We start from the raw sequence: 13,175 nt of genomic DNA, 5'->3' as shown, positions 1-13,175 counted from the left end.
CATGAGCGTCAACAACAATGAAGATACTGGATTGGTACATATTAAAGCGATATCTGTTCACATTTTTTATGATGCTCCTGTTGTTTATTCCTATTGGAATAACGGTGCATCTCGCCGAAAAGATTGGCCGGATCTTAGAAAATGAAGTGCCATTTGGTGAAGTCATGCTTTACTTTTTGGACTTTACCATTTATTTCGCTCACCTGTTATTTCCGCTGTTTTTGTTTTTGTCGGTCATCTGGTTTACCTCGAAATTGGCAAACAATACGGAGGTCATTGCCTTTTTAAGCTCCGGCGTGTCCTTTACACGATTTTTAAGGCCCTATTTGATCGGTGCCTTTTTTGTGGCCCTATTGGCCATTGTTTTGGGGCTGTACCTTGCACCAAAGGCCAGTGAGGGCTTTAATGATTTTAGCTACAAGTATTTAAAAAAGGGGAGGAGTGCTGTTGAAAACACCAATGTGTACCGACAGATAAACGATAACGATATCATTTATGTAAGTCGATTTGATGTTAAGAACAAACGGGGTTATGACTTTACTTTCGAGCACTTTGAAAATAATAAACTGATTTACAAAATCAACGCAAGTACCATTACCTATGTTGAAAAAGACTCCACCTACCTGCTCACCAATTATGTAAAGCGGAAGATCGGTGAAGTTGAAGATGTTATAGAAGAGGTGAAGCGAAAGGATACCCTGTTTTCCTTTGATGTGGACGATTTAACCCCTGTAATTTATATCGCGGAGACCTTAAGTTATCCGGAGCTGAATGAATTTATTAAAAAGGAAGAGCTCAGGGGGTCTTCCAATATCGGGAGATATAAGCTGGTAAAATATCGAAAATGGAGCTTGCCGGTATCCGTATTCATTCTGACCATAATAGCGGTGGCGGTGTCCTCCATAAAGCGACGCGGGGGTATGGGGGTCAATCTGGCGGTTGGGATTTGTATTGCCATGGTATTCGTATTTTTCGACAAGATCTTCGGCGTCATGGCTGAACAATCTGATTTTCCTCCGGTCATTGCCGTATGGTTTCCTAATGTCATTTTCGGTATTTTAGCCGTTTATCTTCTTAAAAATGCCAAACGCTAAACTCAAAAACTATCTGCACCTCCATTTCTTGGTGTTTGTTGCCGGTTTTACAGCTATTTTGGGAGAAGTTATTTCAATTTCGGCCGTCCCATTGGTTTGGTTTCGGATGGCCATGGCTTCCATTTTGATTTTGGCCTATGTAAAAGTGGCCGGCATACGGTTAAGAATTCCGCCAAAGGCCATCTTGCGATATACGGTTGCCGGAATAATTATTGCCCTGCACTGGATTACCTTTTTTGGAGCCATAGATGCGGCAAATGTGTCCATAGCGTTGGCCATGTTTTCCACCGGGGCCTTTTTTGCGTCCTTTATCGAACCTGTCATTTACAGGCGGAAGGTGATCTGGTATGAAATCGTATTCGGTCTGGTGGTCGTTATTGGGGTCTATATTGTTACCCAAAGTGAGATGCGCTATCTTACCGGCATTATTTTAGGGATTATTTCGGCGTTCCTATCCTCCTTATTCGCCGTTTTGAACGGCACGTTCTTAAAGCAGCATACGGCTACCGTTATTTCGTTTTACGAGTTTGTTAGTGGTGTCTTGTTCATTACCCTTTTTATTCTCATTTTTAAAGGCGGCTTTTCACTGAGCTTCTTTTCATTGCGCCTGTCCGATTTCGGGTATCTGTTTATATTGGCGTCCGTATGTACGGCCTATGCCTTTATTGCCGCGGTGCATGTCATGAAACTCATTAGCCCTTATACGGTGGTTTTAACCTATAATTTAGAACCGCTTTACGGCATAATAATGGCCGTAATGTTATTCCCTCAGAAGGAACAGATGAGCAATTCGTTTTATTATGGGGCCACCATTATTATAGCGACGGTGCTTTTGAACGGGATTATAAAAAATACCAAAGCCCTAAAAAGAAAACGGACTTCATGAGTTAAGACGATTAAAGTTTTTATATTTGTAGGCTAACTAAAACTAAAGATTTCATGGAATATTTAGAGTTTGAACTTCCCATAAAGGACCTTGAGGAACAATTGCAGAAGTGCAAGATAATTGGGGAAGAGAGTGAAGTGGATGTGACTGAAACCTGCAAGCAGATTGAAAAAAAGTTACGAGAAGCGCGAAAGGAGATCTATAAAAAATTAACACCATGGCAGCGCGTTCAGCTGTCGCGTCACCCGGATCGCCCCTATACCATGGATTATATCAGAGCCATTTGCGGGAGTACCTTTTTAGAGTTGCATGGGGATCGAAATTTTAGGGACGATAAGGCCATGATTGGCGGATTGGGAAAAATTGGCGATCAAAGTTTTATGTTCATCGGTCAGCAAAAGGGGTATAATACCAAAACGAGGCAATATCGGAATTTTGGTATGGCCAATCCGGAAGGGTATCGCAAGGCCTTGCGCTTAATGAAATCGGCCGAGAAATTCGGGATTCCCGTGGTGACCATCCTGGATACCCCCGGGGCTTATCCGGGACTGGAAGCCGAGGAGCGCGGACAGGGGGAGGCGATCGCCAGAAATATTCTGGAAATGACCCGCCTAAAGGTACCCATCATCACGGTGATTATTGGAGAAGGCGCCTCGGGAGGGGCACTCGGGATTGGTGTCGGTGATAAAGTGTTGATGTTGGAAAATACCTGGTATTCCGTAATATCTCCCGAATCCTGTTCCTCCATTCTGTGGCGCAGCTGGGAGTATAAGGAACGGGCCGCTGAAGCACTGAAACTAACGGCCGCCGATATGAAGAAATTGAAATTGGTGGATGATATTATTAAAGAACCATTGGGAGGCGCCCATAGAGATCGGGAAAAGACCTTTAAATTAGTTAGCCATGCCATCGTAAAATCTTACGACGAGTTTAAAAACTTATCACCAAAAGATTTGGTGTCCCAGCGCATGGAAAAATATTCCAACATGGGGGTCTTTAAAGGGTAATCCTTTTAAAATCATACTTTAATAAAAATCTGAAGGTTTTATTTCAGATTTTTTTATGCTTATTCACAATATTTTTAAGTTGTTAACAGTTCAATTGTTAATTACCGGTTAACAACAGAAAATCGCAATTCGGCTAATAAACCGTCTTTTTAGTTACTTTCGTAGTTATGAAACAACCCAACCCAATGCAAGGCTTTAAAGTTGATAAGAGCACGCTTATCAATTTAGAAAAAGGGAAATTACCTCCACAAGCACTTGATTTAGAGGAAGTTGTGTTGGGAGCCATGATGATTGATAAGAAAGGTGTCGATGAGGTTATAGATATTCTAAGTCCCGATGCGTTTTACAAGGAAGCCCACCAACATATTTTTGAAGCCATTTTCCAATTGTTCGAAAATAGCGAACCCATCGATTTATTAACCGTTTCGAGCCAATTAAAGAAAAATTCGAAATTGGAATTGTGCGGGGGTGACTTTTATCTGATTTCTTTGACCCAAAAAGTCTCTTCTTCTGCCCATATTGAGTTCCATGCCAGAATCATTTTACAAAAATTCATCCAACGGAGCTTAATTAAAATATCAAGTGAAATTATTGAAGATGCCTACGACGAAACTAAAGATGTTTTCGATCTGTTGGATAAAGCCGAGGCGAAGCTTTATGAAGTGACCCAGGGGAATATTAAGAAGTCCAGTGAAACGGCTCTGGATTTGGTCATTCAGGCCAAGAAAAAGATTGAGGATATCTCCAACAAGGAAGGTCTGAGTGGTATTCCAACGGGCTTTACCAAATTGGATAAATTAACCTCGGGATGGCAACCATCGGATTTAATTATTGTAGCCGCACGTCCCGGTATGGGTAAAACGGCACTCACCTTGTCTATGGCGAGAAACATTGCGGTAGACCTAAATATTCCGGTGGCCTTTTTCTCCCTGGAGATGGCCTCCGTACAGTTAATTACGCGTCTGATTTCCAGTGAAACCGGTTTATCTTCGGAAAAATTAAGAACCGGTAAATTGGAAAAACATGAATGGGAGCAGCTCAATGTTAAAGTCAAGGGCCTTGAAAAAGCACCGCTTTATATCGACGATACCCCCTCATTATCTATTTTTGATTTACGTGCCAAGGCCAGACGACTGTCCTCCCAGTATGGCATTAAACTGATCATGATTGACTATCTTCAATTAATGACGACAGGAGGTAATAATTCCGGGAATAGAGAACAGGAAATTTCAATGATTTCAAGGAACCTGAAAGCATTGGCTAAAGAGTTGGATGTGCCGGTAATAGCCTTATCGCAGTTATCTCGTGCGGTAGAAACGCGGGGGGGAAGTAAGCGTCCCTTGCTATCCGATTTAAGGGAATCCGGAGCCATTGAACAAGATGCCGATATTGTAAGTTTTATCTATAGACCGGAATATTATAAAATAGACGAATGGGACGATGAAGAACGGTCCCCTACAGAAGGCCAGGCCGAGTTCATTGTAGCGAAACACCGTAATGGAGGGCTGGATAGCATCCGATTGAAATTCATCGGTCATCTAGGAAAGTTTGATAATTTGGATAATTTCGATTCGCCGTTCGAGTTCCACAGTAAAATGAATGCTGCGGCCAATGATGACACCTTCAGGCCCGATTCCTTTAAAGCGAATCCCGATGAGGCCTTCGGCAGTTCCTCTAATGACGAGGACGATGAAGTCCCCTTCTAAATCCTTTTAGGTCTAATATTTTCTTAAATAGTTTAACCCGGAATAATTTTTAAGTATCTTCAACAAAAATTAGTAATATCATTTCGACCCCAATCTCTGGGGTGAGAAATCTCCTAAAGATGGATCTCATTTTGAAAAAGATAGTTTTGGTTCTCCTGTTAACGATCATTTCTCTCAGAGCGTTTGCCTCCTATGTGCTCATACCCATGGATGCCAGCAGTCAAAAGAACCATTTAAAGGCCTACGGTATAACGTACTGGACGCTCAGTAAACAATTAAAGGTAAAATGGCTGCTCAATTACAGGGGCGGGTCCTTTTTATTGCCGGATACCGAAGCCATCCAAAAGGAATGCCAGATTAGAGGGGTTAGTTTTGAGCTGGTATCGAATACAAAAGCCGAAAGTATTTTAGAGGAAATAAACAGTCCGAGTCAAAATATGGAAGCGGTTGTTTTGGAAAAAGCACCTAAAATTGCGGTGTATTCGCCGCCGGAAAATCAACCTTGGGATGATGCCGTTACCATGGTTTTAACTTATGCTGAAATACCCTATGAGACCATCTATGACGAAGACGTCCTGAATGACGGCTTATTGTTATTTGATTGGTTGCATTTGCACCATGAAGATTTCACCGGGCAATATGGTAAATTCTACGGGGCCTATCGGGCACACTCCTGGTATATCGAAGAGAAAAAAGTGGCCGAAGCCCTGGCAGAACGGTTGGGATACAGCAAAGTGTCCTTAGAAAAATTGGCAGTGGCCAAAAAAATTCGAGACTATGTTATTGGTGGAGGGTTTATGTTTGCGATGTGCAGTGCAACAGACAGTTTCGACATTGCCTTAGCGGCTGAAGGGGTAGATATCTGTGAGCCTATGTTTGATGGCGATGGCAGTGATCCTGCCTACCAGAATAAAATAGATTACCGAAAAGCCTTTGCCTTTACCAATTTTATTCTGGAAAAGAACCCCCTTATCTATGAGTTCTCCTCCATCGATATGACGAGAAAACGCATGATTCCTAAAACGACCGATTATTTTTCTTTAATGGAATTTTCGGCAAAATGGGATCCCATCCCGACCATGTTATGTCAAAATCATACGGCCCTGGTAAAAGGGTTCATGGGACAGACCACGTCCTTTACCAGAGATGAAATAAAACCCAATGTTTTAGTCATGGGCGAAAATAAGGCCAATGGAGAGGCCAAATACATACATGGTATTCGAGGAAAGGGATTTTTTACCTTCTACGGAGGCCACGACCCTGAGGACTATCAGCATAGGGTGGGCGATTCTAAAACGGAATTGGATCTCCACCCCACTTCGCCGGGGTACCGCCTCATTTTAAACAACGTGCTATTCCCGGCAGCGCGAAAGAAAAAACAAAAAACCTAAACCGGTCTACTCTGCCACCAATACACGTTGAAAGGTATAAATAAACCCATCGGCTGCAGGACCCCCCGAGGTTTCATTTTCATCGATAACCATGGAACTCTGAGTGACTACCACTTCGCCCATTTCGGTGCCGTCAACGGAGAGAAACGTGCTGGAACCTTCCTGGATAACGGAATAACTGTAAGTTCCGGTGTCCAGCCCGTCTTGTTTGGTGTCATCCGTATTATTATTTTCTACGGTGAGTATGGCATCCACTTCATTGAAGGTCCAGATAATCGTTTCCAGTTCAAAATCGTCATTCACCCCCGAAACGCCGCCCGATACATTTCTTAAATGCCAAAGACTTTTGTAAGATTGTTGATTGTCGTTGGTGTCTGTATTCAGGGAGCAACTTGTAAAACTTAGTGCCAGAATTAATAAATAGATAACAGGTCTTTTCATGATTTATATTGTGTTTTTAATAAGATGTAAAAATGTAAAATGGTTGCGTAATAAAAAAGAAAAGCATGATCATTTATAACTAAAATTGTAAATTTAGCAAATTACTGTATGCATATGAATAAAATGATGACAAGACTACTTTGTGTGGCGGTTATGGCGCTGCTTTTTAGCTGTAAAGAGAACGAACAAAAATCGGAATCCGTTGAAAAACCCAATATCCTTTTTGTGCTTTCCGATGATCACACCTCTCAGGCCTGGGGGATTTATGGTGGGATTTTAAAAGATTACGTCAAGCAGGATAATCTAAAACGACTGGCCAATGAGGGCGTGGTGTTGAACAATGCGTTTTGTACCAATTCCATCTGTTCACCAAGCAGAGCCAGTATATTAACCGGACAATACAGTCATTTAAATCAGGTTTATACCCTAAGTGAACCCTTACCCCAGGGGCATCCCAATATTGCCAAAACGCTTCAGGACCATGGTTATCAAACCGCATTAATAGGCAAATGGCACTTGGTGAAACAGCCGGAGGGCTTTGCGTACTTTAATGTGTTACCGGGTCAGGGCCGATACTGGGATCCCATTTTTAAAAGCAAAGACCAATGGAAGGACGGTTCCGACGGCTCTTCGGGAACGGTATATAAAGGATTCTCAACCGATATCATTGCAGATTTAACCATAGAACACCTAAAACAGAGGGATACGACCAAACCTTTTTTCATGATGTGCAACTTTAAGGCGACTCATGAACCCTTTGAGTACCCCGATCGTCACAAGAACTTATATCGGGATATCGACATCCCGGAACCTGAATCCTTACTGGATTTCGGTTTTGGTAATGGGGGACGTACCTTTTTAGGTCAGAAGCTGGAAAATTTGGAAGCCCGATGGCAGGAAGCCTATTTACATCCCGATACATTCTGGACCGGTTATCCGGGGTTGCCTTTTGAAAGGGAAGGCCTGGACAGTACGGCTTTGAGGAAGAAGATCTATCAAAAATTCGTCAAGGATTTTATGCGATGCGGAGCGGCTATTGATGATAATATAGGTAAACTGCTCGATTATTTACAAACGGCCGGTATCGCCGATAATACCATTGTGATCTATACGGCAGACCAAGGTTATTTTTTAGGGGAACACGGGTTTTTTGATAAGCGCCTGATCTATGAGGAATCGCTCAGAATGCCTTTTGTCATTAGATATCCCAAAGAATTGAAGGGGGGAAAACGCATCGATGATATTATTTTAAATATTGATTTTGCGGCCTTACTGGCCGATTACGCCGGTATTGAAAAACCGGAGTACATCCAGGGCGAAAGCTTTAGGGACAATCTCATGGGGCAGACTCCGGACCATTGGAGACAAAGCATGTACTACCAGTACTGGTTACATCACCCTGATAGACCGGCACATTATGGTATAAGAAACCACAGGTATAAACTGGCCTATTTTTATGGCAAGGGATTGCATAAACACGGTGCTTCCAACGAGGATACCCCGCCTACCTGGGAGTTCTATGATCTTGAGAAGGACCCCAAAGAGCTTCACAATGCGGTTAATGATACCGTTTACAGTACGATAATCCACCACATGAAAGCGGAACTTAGAACCCTGCAGCAGCAGTATCAGGTTCCCCATATAGAATAGGCCCATGCATTTTTTTCAAACAGAACTACAATTAAAACCCTATCCCAGAGGCTTTCATCTCATAACGGAGACCGTGCTACAGGCCATCCCGGAAATCAAAATCATCCATAGGGGACAATTGCAGGTATTTATAAAGCATACTTCAGCCAGTTTGTCTATCAACGAAAATGCGGATGATACCGTGAGACATGATTTTGAACGGCATTTTAATGTGATGGTCCCTGAAAATGCACCTTATTACGAGCATACCTATGAGGGAAAAGACGATATGCCTGCCCATATTAAATCCGCTTTGTTAGGGGCTTCCGTACAAATCCCGGTGACCGGGGGTCAATTAAATTTAGGAATTTGGCAAGGCATTTATTTATGCGAGCATCGCGACCATGCCTCCGGTCGAAAACTCGTTATTTCCGTTTTCGGATCATAGCTGTTTTAACAATTTTTTTCCAATTATTTTGCCCCAAATTTTATGCATTCTTGCTGAGGGATGTAGGCTGTCTGAGGCTATCAAACCGGGTTGTACCAGCATATTTCTTGAGGATTTGGTGACATCTATAAACAAGACATGCTTCTTTTCGGCCTGGGATTGGATGATCTGATTGAATGCTGCGATCTCCTGTGTAATCCGGTTTTTGTCCCTGAATCTTGCAAATGGGGTTACCCCCCAATCGGGAATAGATACGACAAAGACTTTGGTTGAATCGCCATTGGCCAGGCCTAAAGCCGTGTCCAGTAAATCAAGGAGGTCTGTTTCAAACGCCTCGGGGGATAAGCCACGAAATTGGTTGTTTACACCAATCATCAGACCTATGAGTCCGTATGTATTTTTTAAAGGAGCACGTTTCACTTCTGCCATCAGCGTTGTGGTGGTCCAACCGGGGCCTGCTATAATGATGGGTTCCGAAATGGGGATGTCCTTTTTTAAGAGATAGTCGACCATTTGATAGGGCCATCCGTTTTCAGTTTTCTCACTTGTGGCCGCGGTATAGCTATCGCCGAGAGCCAAAAAACTAATGGGGTTTTCCTGTGCCCAAAGGAAGAGGGGCAGGGATACCAAAAAGACGCGTAAAACTATGCTGTGGTAGGACATTGGCCGGGTTTTGGAAAATTAAAATAAAAAAAAATCCGATCAAACCAAAAGGCGATCGGATTTTACATTAAGCGAATATATTGTTTTACAATAGGCGAAACGCCTTATTTTACTTTATCAATAACGGCTTTAAAAGCCTCAGGGTTATTCATGGCCAGATCGGCTAAAACCTTACGGTTAAGTTCGATATTATTGGCCTTCAATTTACCCATGAATTGCGAATAAGATAATCCGTGTTCTCTGGCCCCGGCGTTAATACGCTGAATCCATAAGGCACGAAACGTTCTCTTTTTGTTTCTGCGGTCTCTGTACGAATATTGCATCGCTTTATCCACCGCATTTTTGGCTACTGTCCAAACGTTTTTACGTCTTCCAAAATAACCTTTTGCTTGTTTAAGAACCTTTTTTCTTCTGGCTCTTTTTGCTACAGAATTTACTGATCTTGGCATAATTTTTAATTGTTTTTGTAGTGGGCGGTTACCTCTGTTGTCCGTCTACCTATGAGATTTCAAACGGTTAACACTTTTGGGCCACACTCCAGGGTTTATAAATTAATTTAACCGGTTAAACGGTGTTACTTCAAACGTAACATGAGTTTAACGTTATTTTCGTCGGCCTTATCCACCGTAGTGGTATGGGTTAACGCGAGCTTCCGCTTTTTAGACTTCTTGGTTAAGATGTGACTTTTAAAAGCGTGCTTTCTTTTAATCTTACCAGTGCTGGTTAACTTAAAACGTTTTTTAGCACTAGATTTTGTTTTCATTTTAGGCATTGTTTTCTCCTAGTTTTTAATTAATTCGCTTAATTATCTTCGGTTAACCAACTTAAACGACTCCGGTTTAAGTCCGTTAAACATTATTCATTCATTATTTTTTTGGCGCTATAAACATCGTCATTCGCTTCCCTTCCAGTTTTGGCATTTGCTCCACCTTACCAAACTCCTCTAAATCCTGAGCTAATCGTAACAACAATATTTGTCCTTGCTCCTTAAATATAATCGAGCGTCCCTTAAAAAACACAAAGGCCTTTAGTTTGGCGCCTTCTTTAAGGAACTTCTCCGCATGTTTCTTTTTAAATTCGTAATCATGGTCGTCTGTTTGTGGTCCAAAGCGAATTTCCTTAACGACCACCTTACTCGCTTTGGCTTTCAGGGCCTTCTCCCGTTTCTTTTGCTCATAAAGAAACTTTTTATAATCCATAACTTTGCATACAGGAGGATCTGCCTTTGGGGAAATTTCAACAAGGTCTAAGCCCTGGTCATCGGCCATACTCAGTGCTTCTTTAATACTGTATACGCCTACTTCCACATTTTCGCCCACCACTCTTACTTTGGGCGAATTGATTTTAGCGTTAATTCTGTGTTTATCCTCTTGCGAAACCCTTTGGGGTTGTCTTCTTCTTCTAATTGCTATGACTTATAAATTTTAGTTAAACTGTTCTTTTAAAACGATTTTAGCGTTTTACGGATCTCTTCTTCTATTATTGCAGCAAAGTCTTCGATGACCATCATCCCTAAATCTTCACCGCCATGTTTACGCACCGTTACTTTGCCCTGGTTCTCTTCTTGCTCACCAATGATGAGCATATAGGGATACTTTTGCATTTCGGCTTCCCGAATTTTTTTTCCTATAGTCTCATTTCTATGGTCTACGAGGGCGCGAATTTCGTGATTTTCTAGCAAATTTAAAACTTTTTCAGCGTATTTTTCATATTTCTCGCTAAGCGACAGGATTTTAACCTGTACGGGCATCAGCCAAATTGGAAAATTACCACCGGTATGTTCTAATAACAAGGCTACAAAACGTTCCATGCTACCAAAAGGAGCACGGTGGATCATCACGGGACGGTGCATGTCGTTATCACTCCCTTTATAGGTTAAATCAAAACGTTCCGGTAAATTGTAATCCACTTGAATGGTTCCCAATTGCCAACGTCGGCCCAGGGCATCTTTTACCATAAAATCCAACTTTGGACCATAGAACGCGGCCTCTCCGGTTTCAATAACAAAATCCAGTCCCTTATCGGAAGCCGCATTGATAATGGCTTGTTCGGCTTTTTCCCAATTGGAGACATCCCCAATATATTTGTCGGGATTTTCGGGGTCTCTCACGGATACCTGTGCAGTAAAGTTGTCGAAGCCCAGTGCGCCAAATACGTAAAGCACCAAATCGATGACATCTTTGAATTCTTTATCCAATTGATCGGGCGTACAAAACAAATGGGCATCGTCTTGAGTAAACCCTCTAACACGTGTTAGGCCATGGAGCTCACCACTTTGTTCGTAGCGATAGACCGTTCCAAATTCGGCGTAGCGTATGGGCAAATCCTTATAGCTCCATTGGGAGTTTTTATAAATCTCACAGTGGTGCGGGCAATTCATAGGTTTTAATAGAAAGGCTTCATCCTCCTTTGGGGTATGAATCGGTTGAAAACTGTCTTCCCCATATTTAGCAAAATGTCCGGAGGTCACATATAATTCTTTCTGACCAATATGCGGGGTAACGACCATGTCATAACCCGCTTTTTTCTGAGCGGCTTTTAAAAAGTTTTCCAGGCGCTCCCGTAAGGCGGCCCCTTTGGGCAACCATAAGGGCAATCCCTGTCCCACCTTTTGAGAGAAGGTAAACAGTTCCAGCTCTTTTCCTAATTTTCTGTGGTCTCTTTTTTTGGCTTCTTCAAGAAGTTCCAAATATTCGGTCAGATCCTTTTGTTTGGGAAATGAAATGCCATAAACACGCGTTAATTGGGGTTTGTTCTCATCCCCACGCCAATAGGCCCCGGCAACACTTAACACCTTAACCGCCTTGATGATACCCGTATTGGGGATATGTCCGCCACGACACAAATCGGTAAAGGTCGAGTGGTCGCAAAATGTAATGGTACCGTCCTCAAGGTTTTCTATAAGTTCCGTTTTAAAGGCATTGTCCTTATACAGGTCTAAAGCTTCTGCTTTTCCTACGGAGCGCATTTTAAAATCGTGCTTGCCTCTGGCAATCTCGAGCATTTTATCCTCAATAGTTTTAAAATCCTTCTCAGATAGGGTATGCGCTCCAAAATCGACGTCGTAATAAAACCCATTTTCAATTGCAGGACCAATGGTGAGTTTTGCACCGGGATATAATTCCTCGAGGGCCTGGGCCAAGACATGCGCCGAAGAATGCCAAAAAGCCTCCTTACCTTCATCATCCTTCCAGGTATACAGTACCAGGGAGCCATCGGTGGTCAATGGGGTCACTGTTTCAACTTTAGTACCGTTAAATTTGGCTGAAATGACGTTTCTGGCAAGTCCTTCACTAATGCTTTTTGCGACATCCATTGGTGTTACACCTTGGTCAAATGCTTTAACACTGCCATCGGGTAAAGTTATATGTATCATTAATATGAATTAAAATTTGGCTGCAAAGATAAGAGTATAACCAAACACATACAATATATATTGGTGTATAATTTGAGTTAGGCCGTTTCTGTTTATGTAGTGTGAAAGCCTTTTTTGTAGTCTGCGCGTTCTCATACCGAGAGTACATGTACAGGCTTTGTGCCGTGATGCATGTATTTGGTTTGATGTCCTTTTAAGGATCGGATGCCATCCGGGATATAAATATTTGTTGTGGCCAAGGCCTTGTTTGATTTTTTTTTTGCACTAAATATCGCTCTTTTAGGTTGTTAAGGATTGGGCTAAAAAAAAAGTTTAAAAAAGTCTTGTGAAGCGGTAAAAGGGTTGTATGTTTGCAGCCGCAAAAACGGATACGTTTTGGTTAAGATGTAGATGCCTCGGGTATTGGGTTTGTTGGGTTTTCGGGTCTGGCGGATTTTTTTTCAAAAAAAGTGAAAAAAGTATTGTGGGGGAATAAAAAGGGTTTTATATTTGCACCCGCAAAAGCGACAAAGTCGTTTTTAGTAAGAAGCAAAG

Annotated in this window: 13 protein-coding genes; 7 read left to right on the top strand and 6 right to left on the bottom strand. The window is 42.2% G+C overall.

Annotation, left to right across the window (positions count from 1 at the left end; all coding sequences use genetic code 11):
• Positions 1-17 precede the first annotated feature (17 nt).
• The 5 genes from MR054_RS14600 to MR054_RS14580 all read left to right on the top strand — a co-directional run bounded on the left by MR054_RS14600 (position 18) and on the right by MR054_RS14580 (position 6,084).
• On the top strand, positions 18-1,094 hold the full coding sequence (locus MR054_RS14600; RefSeq protein ID WP_242086575.1) for an LptF/LptG family permease: 1,077 nt from the start codon (positions 18-20) through the stop codon (positions 1,092-1,094).
• Positions 1,081-1,980, top strand: coding sequence for a DMT family transporter (locus MR054_RS14595; protein WP_242086577.1), 900 nt, complete (start codon positions 1,081-1,083; stop codon positions 1,978-1,980). Before MR054_RS14600 ends, MR054_RS14595 begins: the two co-directional genes overlap by 14 nt.
• Before the next feature lie 53 nt (positions 1,981-2,033).
• Positions 2,034-2,987 carry an acetyl-CoA carboxylase carboxyltransferase subunit alpha gene (locus MR054_RS14590; RefSeq protein WP_242086579.1) on the top strand — a complete coding sequence of 318 codons (954 nt, stop codon included), beginning with the start codon at positions 2,034-2,036 and terminating at the stop codon, positions 2,985-2,987.
• Between the two features lie 167 nt (positions 2,988-3,154).
• Positions 3,155-4,693, top strand: coding sequence for a replicative DNA helicase (gene dnaB, locus MR054_RS14585; RefSeq protein ID WP_242158541.1), 1,539 nt, complete (start codon positions 3,155-3,157; stop codon positions 4,691-4,693).
• A gap of 206 nt (positions 4,694-4,899) precedes the next feature.
• Positions 4,900-6,084: an asparagine synthetase B gene (locus MR054_RS14580; protein WP_338081535.1), complete on the top strand. Its 1,185-nt coding sequence runs from the start codon at positions 4,900-4,902 to the stop codon at positions 6,082-6,084.
• 6 nt (positions 6,085-6,090) lie between these two features.
• Here the strand turns inward: MR054_RS14580 and MR054_RS14575 are convergent, their stop codons facing one another.
• Positions 6,091-6,525 (bottom strand): hypothetical protein, encoded by a 435-nt coding sequence (locus MR054_RS14575; RefSeq protein WP_242086585.1) that lies wholly within the window; start codon positions 6,523-6,525, stop codon positions 6,091-6,093.
• A 123-nt stretch (positions 6,526-6,648) separates the two neighbouring features.
• Here MR054_RS14575 and MR054_RS14570 point away from each other — a divergent pair, with 123 nt between their 5' ends.
• Complete coding sequence (locus tag MR054_RS14570; protein WP_242158538.1) at positions 6,649-8,175, top strand: sulfatase family protein; 1,527 nt, start codon at positions 6,649-6,651, stop codon at positions 8,173-8,175.
• Positions 8,176-8,179: 4 nt separating this feature from the next.
• Positions 8,180-8,602 carry a secondary thiamine-phosphate synthase enzyme YjbQ gene (locus MR054_RS14565; protein ID WP_242158536.1) on the top strand — a complete coding sequence of 141 codons (423 nt, stop codon included), beginning with the start codon at positions 8,180-8,182 and terminating at the stop codon, positions 8,600-8,602.
• Here the strand turns inward: MR054_RS14565 and MR054_RS14560 are convergent.
• From MR054_RS14560 to thrS, 5 genes are all read right to left on the bottom strand, one after another.
• Positions 8,597-9,265, bottom strand: coding sequence for an SGNH/GDSL hydrolase family protein (locus tag MR054_RS14560; protein ID WP_242158534.1), 669 nt, complete (start codon positions 9,263-9,265; stop codon positions 8,597-8,599). The genes MR054_RS14565 and MR054_RS14560 overlap by 6 nt on opposite strands.
• A 104-nt stretch (positions 9,266-9,369) precedes the next feature.
• Positions 9,370-9,714, bottom strand: coding sequence for a 50S ribosomal protein L20 (rplT, locus tag MR054_RS14555; protein ID WP_242086595.1), 345 nt, complete (start codon positions 9,712-9,714; stop codon positions 9,370-9,372).
• A 125-nt stretch (positions 9,715-9,839) separates the two neighbouring features.
• Positions 9,840-10,037 (bottom strand): 50S ribosomal protein L35, encoded by a 198-nt coding sequence (gene rpmI / locus MR054_RS14550; RefSeq protein ID WP_242086597.1) that lies wholly within the window; start codon positions 10,035-10,037, stop codon positions 9,840-9,842.
• A 94-nt stretch (positions 10,038-10,131) separates the two neighbouring features.
• The gene (gene infC / locus MR054_RS14545; RefSeq protein WP_338081534.1) at positions 10,132-10,677 is read right to left on the bottom strand and encodes a translation initiation factor IF-3; all 546 of its coding nucleotides are present in this window, start codon (positions 10,675-10,677) and stop codon (positions 10,132-10,134) included.
• 29 nt (positions 10,678-10,706) lie between these two features.
• Positions 10,707-12,641: a threonine--tRNA ligase gene (gene thrS, locus MR054_RS14540; protein ID WP_242158532.1), complete on the bottom strand. Its 1,935-nt coding sequence runs from the start codon at positions 12,639-12,641 to the stop codon at positions 10,707-10,709.
• Positions 12,642-13,175: the final 534 nt, after the last annotated feature.

Source organism: Aestuariivivens sediminis, from assembly GCF_022662105.1.
GTDB classification, from domain to species: domain Bacteria; phylum Bacteroidota; class Bacteroidia; order Flavobacteriales; family Flavobacteriaceae; genus Aestuariivivens; species Aestuariivivens sediminis.
Note: the sequence above shows the minus strand (reverse complement) of the source record. Positions and strands in the feature narration are given on the sequence as shown.